Origin of the sequence: Amphritea sp. (assembly GCF_048266285.1) — a bacterium.
Taxonomy (GTDB): Bacteria; Pseudomonadota; Gammaproteobacteria; order Pseudomonadales; family Balneatricaceae; genus Amphritea.
Map to the genome: position 1 here is coordinate 84,485 of NZ_JBLWZV010000013.1, position 18,173 is coordinate 102,657.

Below are 18,173 nucleotides of genomic sequence, written 5' to 3' on the forward strand. Positions count from 1 at the left end.
TCAGATTCTTTTCAACTAATCACTCGACCTAACACACAAAAACACCGCGATCAACGCGGTGTTTTATTGGCCAATATCACTCAACGCCAGTATTTAGTCGATCTGTGCAGCGCTCAAATCGCTAACAGTCGACGCTTCAGCAACCGCTTCCTTTTCGCCCAGCTCCTCTGGCAAAAGCAAACTTAGAATAATCGCTGCCATACCGCCGGTCGTAATCGGCGAACCAAACACGCTTTGCACCATCTTCGGCAGTTGATCCAGCAGACCTGGCGTCATGCTAACACCTAACCCCATACCAAACGCCACAGCCATAATCAGCAGCTTACGGCGATCAAGGTGTTCCGATGCAATAATTTTGATCCCCGCCGCTGCCACCGTACCAAACATCACCAAGGTCGCACCACCTAAGACGGGCTTAGGAATCTGCTGCAAGATACCGCCAATCATTGGAAACAATCCGAGCAACAGCAAAATAGCGCCGATATACAGCGCAATATACCGACTGGCAACACCGGTTAATTGAATCACACCGTTATTCTGACTAAAGGTGGTGTTTGGAAAGGTATTAAACACCGCCGCCAACAGAGAGTTAAAGCCATCGGCAAACACGCCACCGCGAACCCGCGCAATATAGTCGTCCCCCGCGATCGGCTGTTTGGAGACCATGCAGTTGGCAGTGATATCCCCGGTCGATTCAATGGCGGTAATCATATAGATCAACGCAATCGGTAAGAAAGCACTCCAATCAAAAGCAAAACCATACTTAAACGGTACCGGAATGCTGATCACGGGCAAGCTACTCAACGAAGCGAAACTAATTTTGCCCATAAATCCGGCAATGACCATACCGATCGCCAAGCCAATCACGATCGATGACAAACGGATCCAGCTATTACTGGAACGGTTTAGTGCAATAATACTCACCAACACAATCCCGCCAAGCATCAAGTTGGCCGGATCACCGAAATCTTTCGCTTTAAAACCACCGGCCAGATCGGTCATACCCACTTTAATTAGACTGGCACCAATAATAGTAATCACAATACCGGTAACTAACGGGGTAATAATACGTTTAAGCTTATGGATAAACTGGCTGAGAAAAATCTCAATAAACGCGCCGAGCAAACACACACCAAAAATCAGCGCTAGAATCTCTTCTGGGCCACCGCCCTGTCCTTTGGCAATAAACCCGGCCGCGAGCACCGAACTTAGAAAAGCAAAGCTAGTTCCCTGCACGCAGATCATCCCAGCGCCCATGCCTAATGGACGACGAGCCTGAATAATCGTCCCCACACCGGATACCATCAACGCCATACTAATCAGGTAAGGCACATGCTCGCCTAACCCAAGCACACCACCGATAATCAGTGTCGGTGTGATAATACCAATAAAGCTGGCCAGCACATGCTGCAACGCAGCGAAACCTGATTCTAAAACACCGGGTTTAGCGTCCAGTGCGTAGATCAAATCATTCGAGTTCTGTGTAGACATAAGACCTCCTTATGCGTTGCGGGACATGCCGCCCGCAACAATACGATGAACGATCAGAAATGCCATTTCAGCAGTAATGAAGCGTTACGCTCATCGATAGTGCTACCGTATTTATTGTTCCAATAGGCATACTCAACCCCGACATAAAGAGGCGATTTCAGCCCCATGTTTTTTCCAGCATTCCATTTAAGCTGCGGCGTAAAGTTCATCTCAGATTCGTTAGTGTCACTGCTCGTGCTCCAATCAAGGAAACCATCAATCAGAAACTCTTGATTGCCCGCTTCAATCGGGTATGCCCAGGTCAACGTTAGCTGCTCATCGTTATCCGACAAATCGTTATGGGCTTTATACACACTAGCGGTGAAATATCTGAACCCAGGCACATCCAAGTTAACACTCAGACCATAAAGGTTATTATCAAAACCATCACCCGCTTCCCAAGTACCCGCCAGATAAACATCTTTAATAAAACCAAAAGAAAGATCACTCCCGGTGGCATAACTCAAGCTCAAACGTGGTGAAAACTCACCATAAAAACTGCTGTCGCCGTCTTCAGGCATGGTGCGGTCAACAAAGAGGAAGGTATCACCCCAGTTATGGCCGGTAGCATTTTCCAGTGTTACCACATCCATATTACCGGTAGGGGTAAACTTGTAATCATCGCCTTTCAAGTAACTCAGGCTGGTATTGGTCCACAGCATCTCGGCGGATGCGGGAGTAGCGATAAAAGCACTTGCGGTTAGAGCGGCCAATGCGAGTTTACGTTTCATAGTGATCATCATCCCATTCTTTCATTATTTAATTATCGGACTGCGTGACAGAACCCTTTACCCTACTTCAGCAAAAAGCTGGCCAAGTGGTCAGAAAAATTAAGAAACGAAATAGATAGTGTTTTAAAACAGCGAGTTAAATAGGATAAATTTTATTCAAACGATCGTTTACTGGAAAAATTTCGTGCCTCATTACAAGGCAACGCCTTCAACCTATCTTCAAAAATGATTACTTTTAGTGCGAAAACCAACACAATAATCAATCATTATTGTATACAACTTTATTGACTATTTGAGAGCCTTAAATCACCAAGGTACTTAATTTGACACAAGGCTGAGAAAAAATGGTGCCCAACTCGGAGCGATGGCCCGAAGGGAGAGAAGCGTAGAGACGAATAATCGAACAGGTTCGTGTTCCGAGCTGCGATATTCCAGACGTAAAAAAGCCCCAGCTCTCTTTTTACAAGATGAGTGAGGCTCTTTTAACTAAATAAATGGTGCCCGGACTCGGAGCGATGGCCGCAGGCCATAACAACATCGTCGCCCTTTGACGATGGCCCGAAGGGAGAGAAGCGTAGCGACGAATAATCGAACCGGTTCGTGTTCCGAGCTGCGATAGTCCAGACGTAAAAAAGCCCCAGCTCTCTTTTTACAAGATGAGTGAGGCTCTTTTAACTAAATAAATGGTGCCCGGAGCCGGAGCAATGGCCGCAGGCCATAACAACATCGTCGCTCTTTGACGATGGCCCAAAGGGTGAGGAGCGACGAATAATCGAACCAGGTTCGTGTTCCGAGCTGCGATATTCCAGACACAAAAAAGCCCTGCATTTGACTGCAAGGCTTAAAAGTATAAATGGTGCCCGGACTCGGAATCGAACCAAGGACACGAGGATTTTCAATCCTCTGCTCTACCGACTGAGCTATCCGGGCACACAAGAGAGGCGTATTAAACACGGCCAGCTAAAAAAAATCAACCGAATTACTCACACACCTTAAAAATATTTCGTTATTGATCAATCAGTAATCGATCAGATGCCATATTGTGAGCGATACGCCGAAATAGCGGCTATCTGCTCGTCCATACCGCCCTTCTCACTCAGATAGGTCAGCAGGTCATTGAGCGACACAATACTGGCAACCGGCATATTATAATCACGCTCGACTTCCTGAATGGCAGACAATTCACCTTTACCCTTTTCCTGACGATTCAGTGCGATCACCGTTCCCGCGGGAGTAGCGCCGGCCTTAGCAATCAAATCCATCACTTCACGAATCGCCGTACCCGCCGTAATCACATCATCAATAATCAGTACACGGCCCTCCAAAGGAGCGCCCACCAGATTACCGCCTTCGCCGTGGGTCTTGGCTTCTTTACGGTTAAACACATAGGGCACATCCTGACCAAATTCGGTGGCCAGCGCAACACAGGTCGCCGCCGCCAAAGGAATGCCCTTGTAAGCTGGCCCAAGCATCACATCATACTCAATACCCGACTGCTGAATCGCCGCTGCATAGCATTTACCTAGACGGGCAAGAGCAGCGCCACTGTTAAATAACCCAGCATTAAAGAAATAAGGGCTAGTACGGCCCGATTTCAGGGTGAACTCGCCGAATCGCAACACCTCTTTATCAATCGCGAACTCGATAAACTCTCTCTGATAGTCCTGCATATGGGCTCTCCGCAACGCTGTTTAAAAATTGGCCGTATAATACAGGGTTTCTTCCTGCCCCTCCATTGTGAACAATATTAAACTCTGATTTACCCATCCTGAGATTAATAGTCCGCGCTTTAGATTTAAATTTCCTTAAACACCCAGTACAATGCGCCTTTCGCTACAAATTGCGTTTTTCACAGGTTTATAAGCTATGCGCGTCATTACATTCAATACTCAGGGTATTGAGCAGGCTACAGATAACGGATTCTTCCAATGGATGGTTGAACAGGATGCTGATGTAGTATGCCTTCAGGACCTGCGTGCCAAAGACTATCAACTGGATGATAAGCGCTATCATCCGGATGGCTATGAAGCTTACTTCTTCGATGCATTTGAAGATGGCTATAGCGGTGTCGCCATCTATACCCGGGTGATGCCAAAAGCCATCATGACCGGCCTTGGCTTTGAGCAATGCGACTTCCATGGCCGCTTTATACAGGCAGACTTCGACAACGTCAGTGTCGCCTCCTTCAGCGTGCCCTCTGGCCTTAAAAGTGCTGAAGCACAACAGGCTAAAGAGGAATATCTGCAGCTACTCAAGGGCCACTTCACAAAGACCCTGCGTAAACGTCGTGAATTCATTTTCTGCGGCCCGTTACTGATTGCCCATAAACCGCAAGATCTAAGCAACTGGTATGTAAACCAGAAAGTATCCGGATTTTTGCCACAAGAGCGCGAATGGGTAGAAGAGCTGTTTGGCGATATGGGTTATGTCGATGCCTTCCGACAGGTCAACCGCGTTGATCAGCAGCACACCTGGTGGCCGGACTACAACAAGGCCCGCGAACTCAATGAAGGCGCCCGCCTAGATTATCAGATTACCACCGCTAACCTGCGTAAAACCATCAAGTCCGCCTCGATCTATCGCGGGCAAGTGTTTTCTGCACACGCACCGCTGATTATTGATTACGATCTCTAAGGTCGTTTAAACCGAAGCTCGATAAACAAGCATGAAAAAAGGGAGCCGAGGCTCCCTTTTTTACGCCCTAACCTATTAGGCTAGTGCTTTCTCCTGCATCTCGCACAATTCAGAGATACCTTTCTTCGCCAGTTCCAGCATAGCATTCAGCTCATCCTGTGAATAAGGCTCGCCTTCAGCGGTGCCCTGCACCTCGACAAAACCACCTTTGCTGGTCATGATCACATTCATATCGGTTTCGGCAGAGGAATCTTCAGCATAGTCCAGATCCAGCACCGGCTGACCTTTATACACACCCACGGAGATAGCCGCCAAACCACACTTAATCGGATCGCCTTTCATTGCGCCATGCTTATCTTTCTTAAGAAAGCTGATCGCGTCACGCAGCGCCACATAGGCACCGGTAATAGACGCCGTACGCGTACCGCCATCGGCCTGAATCACATCACAGTCGATAGTGATGGTATTCTCACCCAGTTTTTTAAGATCCATACAGGCCCGTAAAGAACGGCCAATCAAGCGCTGAATTTCAACCGTACGACCACCTTGCTGGCCTCGCACCGCTTCCCGGCCATTACGGCTACCGGTGGCCCGTGGCAACATACCGTATTCCGCTGTGACCCAACCAGAACCTGAGCCTCGCAGAAAGCGCGGCACGCCCCGCTCAACAGACGCGGTGCAGATCACTTTGGTATCACCAAACTCCACCAGCACGGAACCCTCTGCATGCTTGGTGAAATGACGAGTGATACGGACTTCACGCATCTGATCCGCCTCACGATTGCTCGGACGAAACGTCGTGACGCCAAGGTTTTGCAACTGATCTGAAATTGTTGAACTCATGAACTTAAGGATCCTGTTCGGAACCCCGGACCGGACGCATAGAGGAAGCGATCGAGGGCTGTTAGAATAAAGCGTAAACTCGCCGGCACCGGTTCAGTGTCGACAACGAAACCTGCATTCTAAACGAGAACAGACAATATGACACGTAGCATGACCGCTTTTGCCCGCCAGGAAGCGCAACATGAATGGGGCAGCTTGATTTGGGAAGTCCGCTCAGTCAACCACCGCTATCTCGAGCCGCACCTACGCCTGCCCGAAAGTCTGCGTGAAATTGAAGGCCCTCTAAGGGAAGCGCTGCGTAAAAAGTTGAGTCGCGGGAAAGTTGAATGCACCCTGCGCTTTGTCGCAGAGGCCCAATCCCAGACCTTAACCGTCAATGAAGCTTTTGCCCGAGAACTGCTAGACGCCGCGCAACAAATGGAAAACCTACTGCAGGTTTCAAAACCGATCGACACCATGGACCTACTCCGCTGGCCCGGCGTACTGCAAGACACCAGCCTCGATATGGATGCCGTTAAAAAAGCCGCCCTCAGCCTTTTCCACACCGCCCTCGATGAACTGATCGAAAGCCGCGACCGCGAAGGCGTAGAACTGGCAGCCCTTATTGATCAACGCCTCGACACTATCACCGAGATCGTCGTCGATGTGCGCAGTAAACTACCGGGCATCCTGCAGGCCCAGCGAGACAATCTAAAGGCTCGATTAGAAGAGTTTAAAGCAGACCTCGATCAAAGCCGCGTAGAACAAGAGATGGTCATCCTCGCGCAAAAAGCCGATGTCGACGAAGAGATGGATCGCCTCAATACCCATGTACAGGAAGTCAAACGCGTCCTCAAATCCAAAGGCCCGATAGGCCGTCGCTTAGACTTCCTAATGCAGGAGCTCAACCGCGAAGCCAACACCTTATCATCCAAATCCATCGTGACCGACACCACTCAGAGTGCGGTAGAGCTTAAGGTTTTAATTGAGCAGATGAGAGAACAGATTCAGAATATTGAGTAAGATCCACCAATATCCACAAAAGAACATTAAGCCTTGTTATTACAAGGCTTTTTATTTTTAATAATCCACTAACGTCTATAGAGATACACCTAAAGCCATAGATTTACGGGTAGTAAACTGGGTAGAGACTTAGACCTTCAATTGCTTTTTACTCAAAAATTCACATATACTACCCACCCAAAAGCGCACAACGTTTGAGATAATTAACCGGACATGAGCCGATAAAGAGGAAAACGTGGGTAAACTGACGGTCAAGGAAGTACAAAGCATCATTAAAAAATCAGAACCTGGACGCTATGGAGATAGTGGAGGGCTGTATCTAATGATACCTAAAAGTGGTGCGCCTTACTGGATGCTCAGATATACCCAACATAAGAAGCGCAGAGCCCTCACCCTTGGCAAGCATTCTCACCTGACACTGGCAGAGGCAAGAACAGCCGCTGAAGAATTCAAAAAGAAAATCAGAAGCGGAGAAGATCCGATTGCTGAAAGAAAACGCGAAGAACAGGCCGTTATTAATACAGTAGAAGATCTCTTTACCGACTGGCATCAAGGGCTTGTGAATAGGCTCAAGCATCCGAACATCCCCAAACGTATTTTCATCAAAGAAATAGCGCCACAAATTGGACGACACCCTCTAAACAAAGTATCCCCAATGGATGTGCGATCTATAATACAAAAGATCGCCGAGAGTAATAGACCCTCGATTGCTAACGATACGCTTATGTATCTAAAACAACTGTTTAATCATGGTATTAAGTTAGGTCTTATCACATACAACCCGGCTTCCGCCTTCAATGTTAACGATGCTGGTGGAGTGGAAAAAAGCCGCATAAGAATGCTGACCCTTGATGAGTTAGCGCATGTATTTCAGGTTTTCAGAGATCACCGAGATAACTTTACTCGTGATAACTACTTAGCTTGTGCTCTTCTCGTCGTGCTTGGTGTACGCAAGAGTGAGCTAACGGAATCGAAGTGGACCGAATTTGATCTAGATAAGAGCCTCTGGGCGCTTCCTGCCGAGCGCAGCAAGTCTGGCGTAGCCATCACTATCCCTCTCCCCCCACAAGCCATTGAGTGGCTTAGAGAGCTTAAAGTTCGAGCTTGCGGGTCTGAGTATGTGTTTCCTAGCAGACGGACCAGCAAGCGTCCTCACATGGGAAGCGATACCCTCAATAGAGCCATTTCAAAGCTATTTGGTCGGGAGCCTGGCAGGAAACTTCAGCCACCTAATCACATGGGAGAATTAGAGCACTTTACCGTCCATGATTTACGCCGGACTTGCCGAAGCCTACTAGCAGCCCTAGGCGTGCCGGGGCATGTTGCCGAGCGATGTTTAAATCACAAGCTGAAGGGAGTCGAAGGCATCTATGACAGGTATGATTACTTTGATGAGCGCAAGATAGCTCTGAATCAAGTTGCCACAGCAGTTGAGCCTCTGATTAATGCCTGAATTTTGAACAGTCTCTCAGTCTTATTCTTTTATTGCCCAGCAATACAGGTATACAAAAGTTGTCGGACTATACAACAAGATTGGAGACTGTTTAACGCTTTCCTTACCTATACAAAGACTTCCGGTCTCCATTTGGATAACTCAGCTTAATATTTACTGATGTACCTTCATGTCTCTGATATGCAGTGATAGCACAGATGTAATATTCAAGTGCAGATTGGATTCGAGCTTATTTTGTATTCTTTCTCTTTAAAGTTATCATTTTTACCTCTCTTTTTCCTTCATGCTGATTTTCCTGAGCTGATTCGCCAGCGCCCTTATCTACACAAGATTGGTTCTCTATCTTTGAATGCAACTGCTCGAATTCATTGGCTAATTGATCATATCGTTCTTGAAGCTTATCTCGCTCTTCTAGCGCCAGTCGGAGTTCTTCTGCTGGTTTAACGTCCGTAAGCTTATTCATAAGTTCTTGATTTCTAATACGAGCGAGATCCTGATTTTTCTTCAATTTTAATTTCGCACGATCCTCTTTCGCCTGGTGTAGTCGATCCCTTACCACCTCATATTGCTTAGAGATCAAAAGCGCCAAGGTCTCGTTACGTGGACGATCAACATGTTTGGATAAGTTGTCGAGTTCCTTACTGACATGTCTACTTAGCACAAAACTATATTGCTCTTTTGACTTCGCTTTATTTGCCCTTCTATAGCGCTCTTGCCTCCAAGCAGATCTCATCCTCGAAATAAGCTCCCTGTTAGCAGGAGTATCGTCAAAACTATTAATGATGTATCTAACAAATGAATTGGCTTCACGATTGCTGGGCTCCGGCATAAGTACCGGGGATGGATAGTGATTTCTTTTTGCCTTTTTTAGATATGTCATAACCCACTGACACATTATTTGATCATTTAAATCTATCCACTGAGTTAACTTGTTACGCTCATCCATACTTGGCTCTTCGATAATATTTGACCTAGAGGGATGATAGCATAACAGCGTGACATGTAACGTTACATGTCACGTATATTAGATTTAACCTAGGGGTTAAACTGAGGATATAATACTAAAAATAACACTCATCCCCATAGGGTAATGCATCATGTTTATGAAGTTATTAGCGTTAGAGCTGAAGGAAGCACGTCCAAAAACGAAGTACTTCCTAGCTGCGTTTGTACGTGAGTTTGGTGTTAACGATCCAGTCCAAAAGCTGGTAAAAGAACTTTCTGTTACACTTGGCATCTCAACTTCTGAGATAACTAAAGCCACTAATTTTTTAGTTGAAAATGATTTTTTTACTCGAGGAGAGATGCCCTCGGTGCGAGGTCGCCCCAAATGGTATTATGGCTGTTCGACCAAGTTGGTAGAGATGTTAGAGCAACAACAGCATCCTCTGTGTAGCCAGCACCATAAATCACTAATAATTGAAATGTTTCATAGTGAGCTCAATCAGTATAAAAAGAGTGATTGCCAATCCCTCCAAATCTCAAATAAATTATTGCTTGCAGTAATGCTCGCTCATGCAGATGAGAGCGGCGTAGTCAGAACTCTTGGCCGCTCTAACTTACGAAAGCTTACCGGAATGAGCGATGACCTGCTGAAAGCTCAGATAGGTAAGCTATTAGATAAGGGATTCATCCGATCCTATGTACCAGGTGGAACTAATAGCTTGTTATTTGGGGCTGGAGTCGGAGCATATTTCTTAAATTTGACAAAAATCCGAACTGAAAGCGCATCGCAAGGAACAATATTATTTTACGAAGATATGCACCTCGATATCGTGCTTATTAAATTGTATCGTGAGATGAATCAACAGCCTGACAAGACTGACCGGGAGACTCCAGAATGGTTGGCAAAAGCTGGGATGACACACGAGGATCATGAAAAACTGGCGCACTATTTCTCTCAGAAGCCGACTCATGGATTCAAGCTTTTCTTTATACTAAAGATAAACGAATATGCTTCATATTGTCTTTCTAAGCATTGGCGGAATTTATTTGCAGATAACTTGACGGATAATGAGCTAATAAAAAAAATCCGAAGCGATGTGCTTCCTAGCTCAAGAAAGACCAATGAGGCAGACAGCAATGCTGCTGATGTGTGGAATACCTTAGCTAAACTGCTCCACAATATCGCATTTATGGCTGCCAAGAACATTGCTAATAATCAGTTTAGGACCGCAAAAGAAATAGACTACGAAGAAATGAATCATGTGATACTCCCAGATCCCGAGCACTTCGGATTCAGAACAGTTGAGCTTCACTCAAAGAAAAAATCAAAAGGGCCTAACCACTGGTTCATATCAGAAGGCAAGCCAATTGAGGAAGCCGAAATGACCCTACATGACAAATACTCATATGGCCTTTTAACAAAACCTCGTAGGACATCCTCAGCGAAGAGCTTAATTCCAGAGTGAATTGACCCACATTCACATAAGTGAATGCCTGGAACCATAAGGTCTTGGCTTCAAGCCACCGCATCATTCAGTGTTGGTATAGTAATATTATGTAAGTAAAAAAATATAAGCACTGCCATTCCTATGACAACTTCATAGGAGTAGATGTATGTGTAAGCTGATAAACAATCATGGTCCTTTGAACATGAGATACTTAGATAAGATTAAAACAACAATTGATAAAGCCATTTGCCAGTACCCTAGAACTATAGCTATTCGAGTCGACTTGAGGCTGCCTGCTCTAGAAAAAGATTCTAAAGTCCATTCAAGCAATGACAGTCCTTCTTACTTTGCAGATACCGATTCCAAGGTGATATCTAGGTTTTTTAGTTCACTAGATGCCCAGATCGATGCCGATTTGATGAGACGAAACATAAAAGATGAAAAGACTTTGAGATATGCCTGGGCCAAAGAGCAAAGCAAAGAGCACAGAGACCACTACCATGTATTGATTCTGCTAAACAAAGACCATTATGCATATTTAGGGAGATATAATTCTATTGGTGCCAATCTTGCTAATAGGATCTCTAGAGCTTGGACAAATGCTCTTAGAGTAGACTTTGAAACATTTAAGCATCTCGTACATTTCCCTGAAAATCCTCTGTATCGTCTCAATAGGAACGAGCTCGGATGGGAATATGGGCAAGTATTTGAAGACCTCATATTTCGGGCCAGCTATTTGGCAAAAAAAGAAACGAAGCAGTATGGAGATGGGTTCCGCTCATTTGGCTGCAGCCGTCGGTAGGAAAGCAGATTGGTTGGCGGGTATATACCCGCCATTGATCACAAGACTAAATCCCTGAAGTCTTTATCCACCTCCTGCTGAGTAATCCCTATATATCTCAGCGTAACGCCCTCAGAGCTGTGCCTAAGCATTTTCATTACCCGAGCAATATCCTTTGTTGCCTGATAGAGATGATACCCCCTGGTCTTTCTCATGGAGTGTGTGCCTAGTGGGATATTCAGCTCTTCACCTATAGCGGCAAATGCTTTGCTCACCGCCCGCCTAGACAAAGGCTGAGCTACCCGGTTTATCGCCTGCTTATTTCGGTAAGACTGGAAAAGATAGATATGCGTAGGATGCTCTTCACGAATACGCTGAATGATTTCCTCCGATTTAGCATTTAGAAGAATGCTAGCGGTCTTACCCGTCTTAGACTCCTGGATAGTCAGTCGATTTGCTTCAACATCTGTAAACTTAATCGATAACAAATCAGAGATACGCAACGCCAAGTTGATCCCGATATTCCAAATATCCGACATCTGCTTACTATGACGAATTTCCAGAAGGTGGCTAATCAACTTGATGGTGTCAGTATCTTTGACCGCTTGAACTTCAGCCATAGCGTGTTCCTTTTTTCGATTGAAATGAGTATTTCGAGTACCTCAGAGAGGAGGATTCCTGCAAAGCCCCATGTGGTAAGGGTTTGCAAGTTCCCAAAAGACTAAAATGGGAACCTGAATAGGATCCCCTGACAGTAAGCGTCTAAAGCAAGCCTCGTTCAGCAAAAGAAACACTCTCATGGCCAACAACAATATGATCGAGCACTTTTACATCTATCAACTTAAGAGCATCCACCAACCTATCAGTTATCTGCTTATCCGCTTGAGATGGCTCCGCAACGCCTGACGGATGATTGTGAGCAAAGATCACGGCAGCTGCGTTCTCTTTCAATACGGCCTTCACAACCTCTCGTGGATAGATGCTCGCGCTGTTGATAGTGCCGAAGAAAAGCTCTTGGTAGTCGATTAAGCAATGTCGGTTATCGAGCAGCATCACGCCAAACACTTCTCGCTCATAATGAGCCAATTTAAACTCAAGATAAGCCTTTGTCTTATCAGGATTACAGTACGCGTCAGAGTTAACTAGCTGTTCCGCCAATATTGAAGAAGCCTTTTCCAAAACCTGATGCTTTGTGAGTGGACCATCTGTTACATAGCTCATTAGCTTTTCATTGTGCATGAAGCACCTCCTGCGATTTTGCTATCAATCATATCTATTTAATTCACAATCAGAAAAACAGAGGGGGCCGAAGCCCCCTCTGTTTAGACCTACTAACGTTATATTCAGGAGCCTAACTAAAGCCCTTCACCTCTTGCCCAGTTGTACCCGGCAATCACCCCTAATACGAATATCTGAACGACAGGCTTAGCTGCCAAAATAGCAAACATCGCATTCCTCCTTTAGAGCACGATAGATCCCTACCCCGACACAAAAACCTGCGATAAAAATCAAAGGCATAAAAACCTCCTATACATGATCAGATTGATGATGAGCTGCAACAAAAAGCTGCTTAGCCAGCTCTCAACAGTGACTAATGTAGTCATTGCATAAACGTTATATAGGCTTTCAGAACGTTTGAGATTCAGCGGTTTCGTCATGGACTCTTAATTTTTACAAACGGAATTCATCTTATGAACGATAACGAGGAACACGTCATGAGATTAATCAAACTGAAAGCTGTAATGGACACCACAGGCTTAGCCCGCTCTACCATCTACAAGTACATTTCTGAGGGGATCTTTCCTAAGCCCGTTTCATTGAGTGAGCGAGCAGTTGCCTGGGTGGAAAGTGAGGTTCAAGACTGGATTCTAGATAAGATTGAACAGAGGGACCTTGGCAGAGGAGCTTGATTTTCAAGCTCCTCACTAAAAGACTTTGCAAGAACGCACTATAAAAATGCCTATCAATGCGCTATTGATGATGGGAAGTGGTGCTTAATATCATTAAGAACCTTCTGAACAGCTTTTGACTTGAAATGCTTGGCAATTTCCCAACAATCAACCTTCTTCCCTGATCTTGGGTCTACGTAATGCTTAGCAGGATTTCCGCCTTTTATTAGCATATACTCGAACAGCTCCCTTTCGTTGAGTTCTGCGGCAAGCATCAGAGGCGTATAACCTTTTAAGGGGCTCGCGTGCTCGGCGTTAGTGTCTGCACCATAATCAATCAACAATTTAGCTATCTTTCGCATATTCTCTAATAATATTCGTTCCCTCACTCTGTCCATTTTCATCTTTTGAATGATATCAATGCACTTTGCATATAGCGGATCTCCCTTGGAATTAATCATAAAGGACTGTTGTTGCTCAAGAGTAAACCCTGTCAAACCGGCACCATATCTTCTAATTGAATCTAAAACCTCTGGTGTAATAGGCATAGTTTCCTGATTGTGCCAAAAGCGATCCGGGTCTTTGGCAGCACCTAGCCATTTCATGCATAAATTCAAGGCAGTTTGTTCGTCAGTCTCACCTCGGCCGTTAGGGTCTGCTCCCAACTTAAGGACTTTTTCCACCACATCAAAACGGGCTGTTTCTACAGCAGACGTAATCGGTAATAAGCGCCGCTTCTGCGTTCTTTGATTTATGGTTTTGTGATTATGTTCTAGTTCACTAATCAAATAAAAAAAACGATCATCTAGTGATTTATATGGGACATCGACAACATTCAATGACCCCAGAGCCATTAAAATTGGTGTATCTCCAGCATCTGAAAATACATTCGCACTGGCGCCATTATTGACCAACTTCGCTACAACCTCGTAATTTTCCTGCATCAAAAACCACACCAGTTGAGGCATAGATTTTTTCCAAGTATCGCCCACCTTTATTTTACGGTTAGGATTCCGATAATCAGGCTGTACCAACTCTAGACTCGAAAGAAGTAAAGGCCCTTTTCTTAACTCTTTAACATCAATACTGAAATCAGGGAAGAAACCTTCTGCAGGAAATACAGTGCTAAAGCTTGCTTTCCAAACATCGACTTCCCAGTCCTCGATGTTGTCGGAGAACTTGTTAGATGGTTGTTTGCTCGAGATTGATGGGAGATCATACCCAAATGTAGTATTGGCCCACTTCAGATGTTTCAGAAATACTTTATTGGGAGACTCCACACTGGCAGCAATGACTATCGCTTCTTCAATAATCGCCTTCTGATTCTCGCCTGCCCGATAGAGGCAATCGCTAAAGGCCTTCCGGTATAACTCATCAGCTTTTTCTAGGTTTCCCGAAAATACATGCCAACGCGCATCCATCCAGTCTAACCAATAGTTAGTTCTGTTGAAATAAGCTCTTGCTTCATCAATACATCCTCTCAATAAGTCCCGGTCTTGGCCACTCTTAGGAATTGTTCGCATACAGCGGTGTTGTATTTTGGCAATGCTTTGATAAATTTCCGCGTATTCTCTCCTAGCTTTTCGTTGTGCGCTCTCAATTTCTTGTAAGAGATCAGATGCATCGTTTGAGTTCCATAGAGCAAGTCGAACGTTTTCTATAAAATCGCTCATGGATTCATCTCGTTTTAACGATTCGATAGCACGAGCAATAAGTAACAAAAGTCTGACGCGTGGCCAATTGATATATTCTGGCCAAGGGCCTTTAGACCAGCACTGTAGCAAAAGCAGGTACTGACATGAAGGTAAGTCGTCACCTCTAGACCAAGCTGAAATTCTATCCTGCTGCTCTTTATCTAAGTTATGCAGATAGCTTTCCCAGCTATATTCATTCCTCTGAATCCAGTTAAGCGTTATGGTGACCGCTTGATCATTTGGTGAAAGCAAAGTGACTGGACTAGGTCCATCAAATTGATCTGATATTTTGTTCAGTAACTTGACCACATGATATTTAAAGAAGTATCGCAAAAGTACCGGGATCATTTGAGCCCGGGATACACCATCTGCAGGGATGTTACTTACTATCTTTATGTAGTCTGACAGATTTTCGTAGAATGCTTCGGTAATCAGGTCAGCAGCGTCTGGGCCCATGTATTTATTGATTGGTTTAGTGATTGATTCATTTATAAGCTTCTCTATTTGACGGTAATCTATAGTTCTGTCTAAAGCCTTATCATCCAGGGCTTTGTTAGCACCTTTCAAATCGAGATGCTTTACGAATGATCGAATAATTTCGATAAGCGTCGGATATGGAAAATTACTTTTAGATTGCATAAAACACTCCTTTGTTCATTACGCGTCTAACGTCACGACAGAAATTGTAGAAAGCACGCCTGTCACTGGGGGTTGAAGGAATGATAAGTCTCCAGCCATCAGGTGATATAACTGATGGATGCTTCTTGCCGGAGCGGTAAGACCACCCCTGCTGTATTAGCTCTCGTACTTTACTATTTATCTCTTTGTTATGACTAAATTTTTTCATCTGCTCGCCTTCACAGTGGGATGGTGGGGCTACTTATCAAGCAGCCTCACCACTTGTTCATTGTTGTGATTTAAACCAAGAGGCCTATCTCAAACGCTATTTCCCTTTTGGTGTCGCGTTCCCACGACCACCCCCTGATGGTTTTCCCGTCGTGCTAGGCCAATTACCACCGGTACCCGGGTGACTTGATGAACCGCGATTACCGCTATTTGATGTAGGTTGGGTCATGTTTATCTCCTTTAAGTGATGAACCCTTATTGGGTTGTCCACACAATAATGAATCCCAAACTACAAGTCGGCTGGGCCGGTGGCGAAAAAAAATATATTTTTAAATCATCATAAATAACAAAAGGTTATTTAAGCATTTGAAGGAAAAAAGGTAAGCATGAGCTTTCCGCCCATGACCCCCCAAGCAACCCAATCGTATGATTCTGGGTTGAACGGCAAGGTTATAACTCGTATAAGCCTCGGCCTGGAGGATCCCGCATTATCCCTCTATCGGCACGTTGAAGATAGAAAGGCGAAAATCCGGAAAAGACTGCGCTTGCATTGTGAGTTGATAGAAACAGAAAAGGGCTATAGCGCAGTCAACATCGAATTAATTTAAGATGTTATTGAATATCCCATAGTGATCCGCCCGACTATTTATGGACACCGAACTAAGCGAGTAAAATCACTTAATGAGGAGAACAATGAAATCCAAGGTCAAACGTAAACAGTACTCCTCAGGAATTCGGTAGTGTTCAGAATTAAAGTCATAAGCCTTAAAGAGCGTCGTTTCAGCAGCCCCAGAGCTCGCATTTATGAGTCGCAGTGCTATAACTGGCGGGCGGCAGCATCCTAACAAAAGCTCAGTGTCAGCGCACGCGAGCCTGAGTTGCCGAGCAGGCGGAGGAACTCGAAATCATAAAAAAGGCGGATGTAGCTACTTTGCGAAAAACTAAAAACAGAGCGGTTCTCTTTCATGCTGGCGCACACTTGCCAGCTCTCGGTTATCCGAATGGTCTGTGTGTTGAGCGTCCGTTTTTCTATGATTGTTGGCAATAGTTTCCTATTCATGCGTGGAAACCGGATAGAGATCTATAACAGTTCAAAACTTAAATCTATTGATAACCTGAGTCAGGCGGATATTCAATCCGCTCTTTGGAATCGATGTGGGCGCGCTTTTACAACGCCCATGAAAGCGTAGGCGAGTACAGAGAAGTCTGGTTTGTCCCTTAATAACTTCTATGAATCATATCAGTGCCATTTCCAGTTTATGTTTTCGCTTCACCCAATCTGGTAGAGAGCGTTCGAGCAAACGATAAAACTCAGGGCCGTGGTTGTGGTGCTCTAGGTGGCACAGTTCATGAATGATCACGTACTCAATGCACTCTTTCGGTGCCTTAATTAAGTCGCGGTTTAAGGTCAGCGTTCCGCTTTTTGATAGACTGCCCCAGCGTTTTTTGAGTTGCATTATTTTAATGGTTGGCTTGTTGTCATCTGAATGTGTGAACTTCTCCCAACAATCCGAAAATACCTTGTTTAAATGAAAATCGGCCTTTTCTCGATACCAATCACTCAGTAGCGACTCCACATGGTCTGGTTTACCATTGGCAGACGTTACCCAAAAAAAGCCCGCTTTCAGCGCTACACCGTTGTCAGTGCCTACTTCAATTTTTAGCCGATACTTCTTACCAAGATACAAATGGCTTTCACCACTTACGTATTTGCGAGAAGGAGTTCTTGGGTCAAACTGGTCAAAGTAGCGAATTTGGCGCTTGATCCACCGAGCACGCTTCTTCACCTTAGCTTCAATGGCCTCACGGTCGGTGCCTTCAGGGGCTTTCACAAAAACTGATTTATCAGGGTGAACTGATATTTCCAGCGACTTGCGTTTAGAAAAAGCCAGCTGGAAGGGGATTTCCCCCCCTCCGTATACAACGGCTAGCCTTTCAGCATTTGCCGTTGGTATCTCGGCCTGCTTGATGGTTGACGACATCAAGAATGCCTCCGGTGCTTCGCAACTTGCATGGTTTTCTCAATGATTTCATCCATTTGCTCTAAGCTCAGCGTCACGCCGTACTGCTCTTTGACTTCGTCATAAAGAAAATCGTCAATATCATTCATCGCCGTTTTTTGAGCGTCGGCATCGTCCCCAAAATCGACCTTCCAATGAGCATCAATGATCTCTTGGATTGCTAACGATGTTTGTGCCGCAATGGCATCAAGTTGAGCATCATCTAACTCGTTGAGTGTTGCTACTTGCTGAAACTGCGGCTTAATCAAGCCAAAGTAGGCACATGCCTCGTCGTTTTCTCGAATGCAATCAGGCATATCATCATGCTGCTTCGTGGCCACTTTGTTACGAATATCAATCACTCGGTTGAGATATTC

General features: G+C 45.1%; 15 protein-coding genes, 1 tRNA gene and 1 pseudogene. 6 read left to right on the top strand and 11 right to left on the bottom strand.

The window, feature by feature from the left end:
- Positions 1 to 93: 93 nt before the first annotated feature.
- From ACN0T0_RS14020 to pyrE, 4 genes are all read right to left on the bottom strand, one after another.
- Complete coding sequence (locus ACN0T0_RS14020) at positions 94 to 1,491, bottom strand: uracil-xanthine permease family protein (protein ID WP_417227103.1); 1,398 nt, start codon at positions 1,489 to 1,491, stop codon at positions 94 to 96.
- Positions 1,492 to 1,544: 53 nt separating this feature from the next.
- Complete coding sequence (locus ACN0T0_RS14025; RefSeq protein WP_417227105.1) at positions 1,545 to 2,261, bottom strand: outer membrane protein OmpK; 717 nt, start codon at positions 2,259 to 2,261, stop codon at positions 1,545 to 1,547.
- Positions 2,262 to 3,115: 854 nt separating this feature from the next.
- Positions 3,116 to 3,191 (bottom strand) — tRNA-Phe (locus ACN0T0_RS14030).
- 98 nt (positions 3,192 to 3,289) lie between these two features.
- Positions 3,290 to 3,931 (bottom strand): orotate phosphoribosyltransferase, encoded by a 642-nt coding sequence (pyrE, locus tag ACN0T0_RS14035; protein WP_417227107.1) that lies wholly within the window; start codon positions 3,929 to 3,931, stop codon positions 3,290 to 3,292.
- A 196-nt stretch (positions 3,932 to 4,127) separates the two neighbouring features.
- Here pyrE and ACN0T0_RS14040 point away from each other — a divergent pair, with 196 nt between their 5' ends.
- Positions 4,128 to 4,895: an exodeoxyribonuclease III gene (locus ACN0T0_RS14040; RefSeq protein ID WP_215953443.1), complete on the top strand. Its 768-nt coding sequence runs from the start codon at positions 4,128 to 4,130 to the stop codon at positions 4,893 to 4,895.
- 75 nt (positions 4,896 to 4,970) lie between these two features.
- On the opposite strand, the gene rph is transcribed toward ACN0T0_RS14040, so the two are convergent.
- Positions 4,971 to 5,738 (bottom strand): ribonuclease PH, encoded by a 768-nt coding sequence (gene rph, locus ACN0T0_RS14045; RefSeq protein WP_417227110.1) that lies wholly within the window; start codon positions 5,736 to 5,738, stop codon positions 4,971 to 4,973.
- Between the two features lie 138 nt (positions 5,739 to 5,876).
- Here rph and ACN0T0_RS14050 point away from each other — a divergent pair, with 138 nt between their 5' ends.
- Together ACN0T0_RS14050 and ACN0T0_RS14055 are read left to right on the top strand one after the other, a co-directional pair.
- Positions 5,877 to 6,740 (top strand): YicC/YloC family endoribonuclease, encoded by an 864-nt coding sequence (locus ACN0T0_RS14050; RefSeq protein WP_417227112.1) that lies wholly within the window; start codon positions 5,877 to 5,879, stop codon positions 6,738 to 6,740.
- 235 nt (positions 6,741 to 6,975) lie between these two features.
- Entirely contained in the window at positions 6,976 to 8,193 is a 1,218-nt protein-coding gene (locus ACN0T0_RS14055; protein ID WP_417227114.1) for a tyrosine-type recombinase/integrase, read from the top strand.
- Between the two features lie 229 nt (positions 8,194 to 8,422).
- Here ACN0T0_RS14055 and ACN0T0_RS14060 read toward each other — a convergent pair whose 3' ends face one another.
- Positions 8,423 to 9,139, bottom strand: a complete 717-nt coding sequence (locus ACN0T0_RS14060) for a hypothetical protein (protein ID WP_417227116.1) — start codon at positions 9,137 to 9,139, stop codon at positions 8,423 to 8,425.
- A gap of 151 nt (positions 9,140 to 9,290) precedes the next feature.
- Here ACN0T0_RS14060 and ACN0T0_RS14065 point away from each other — a divergent pair, with 151 nt between their 5' ends.
- Both ACN0T0_RS14065 and ACN0T0_RS14070 read left to right on the top strand, forming a co-directional pair.
- Positions 9,291 to 10,604, top strand: a complete 1,314-nt coding sequence (locus ACN0T0_RS14065) for a hypothetical protein (protein ID WP_417227118.1) — start codon at positions 9,291 to 9,293, stop codon at positions 10,602 to 10,604.
- Between the two features lie 148 nt (positions 10,605 to 10,752).
- Entirely contained in the window at positions 10,753 to 11,388 is a 636-nt protein-coding gene (locus tag ACN0T0_RS14070; protein ID WP_417227120.1) for an inovirus Gp2 family protein, read from the top strand.
- 38 nt (positions 11,389 to 11,426) lie between these two features.
- Here ACN0T0_RS14070 and ACN0T0_RS14075 read toward each other — a convergent pair whose 3' ends face one another.
- Together ACN0T0_RS14075 and radC are read right to left on the bottom strand one after the other, a co-directional pair.
- Positions 11,427 to 11,987 carry a tyrosine-type recombinase/integrase gene (locus tag ACN0T0_RS14075; RefSeq protein WP_417227122.1) on the bottom strand — a complete coding sequence of 187 codons (561 nt, stop codon included), beginning with the start codon at positions 11,985 to 11,987 and terminating at the stop codon, positions 11,427 to 11,429.
- Positions 11,988 to 12,129: 142 nt separating this feature from the next.
- Entirely contained in the window at positions 12,130 to 12,606 is a 477-nt protein-coding gene (gene radC, locus ACN0T0_RS14080; RefSeq protein WP_417227124.1) for a RadC family protein, read from the bottom strand.
- Positions 12,607 to 13,082: 476 nt separating this feature from the next.
- Between radC and ACN0T0_RS14085 the strand changes: the two genes are divergently transcribed.
- Complete coding sequence (locus ACN0T0_RS14085; protein ID WP_417227134.1) at positions 13,083 to 13,277, top strand: AlpA family transcriptional regulator; 195 nt, start codon at positions 13,083 to 13,085, stop codon at positions 13,275 to 13,277.
- 53 nt (positions 13,278 to 13,330) lie between these two features.
- Here ACN0T0_RS14085 and ACN0T0_RS14090 read toward each other — a convergent pair whose 3' ends face one another.
- From ACN0T0_RS14090 to ACN0T0_RS14100, 3 genes and pseudogenes are all read right to left on the bottom strand, one after another.
- Positions 13,331 to 15,589: an ankyrin repeat domain-containing protein gene (locus ACN0T0_RS14090; protein WP_417227126.1), complete on the bottom strand. Its 2,259-nt coding sequence runs from the start codon at positions 15,587 to 15,589 to the stop codon at positions 13,331 to 13,333.
- Between the two features lie 1,442 nt (positions 15,590 to 17,031).
- Complete coding sequence (locus ACN0T0_RS14095; RefSeq protein ID WP_417227128.1) at positions 17,032 to 17,778, bottom strand: M48 family metallopeptidase; 747 nt, start codon at positions 17,776 to 17,778, stop codon at positions 17,032 to 17,034.
- Positions 17,778 to 18,173 (bottom strand): annotated as a pseudogene (locus tag ACN0T0_RS14100) (restriction endonuclease subunit R); the annotation flags it as partial. The pseudogene ACN0T0_RS14100 and the gene ACN0T0_RS14095, both read right to left, overlap by 1 nt.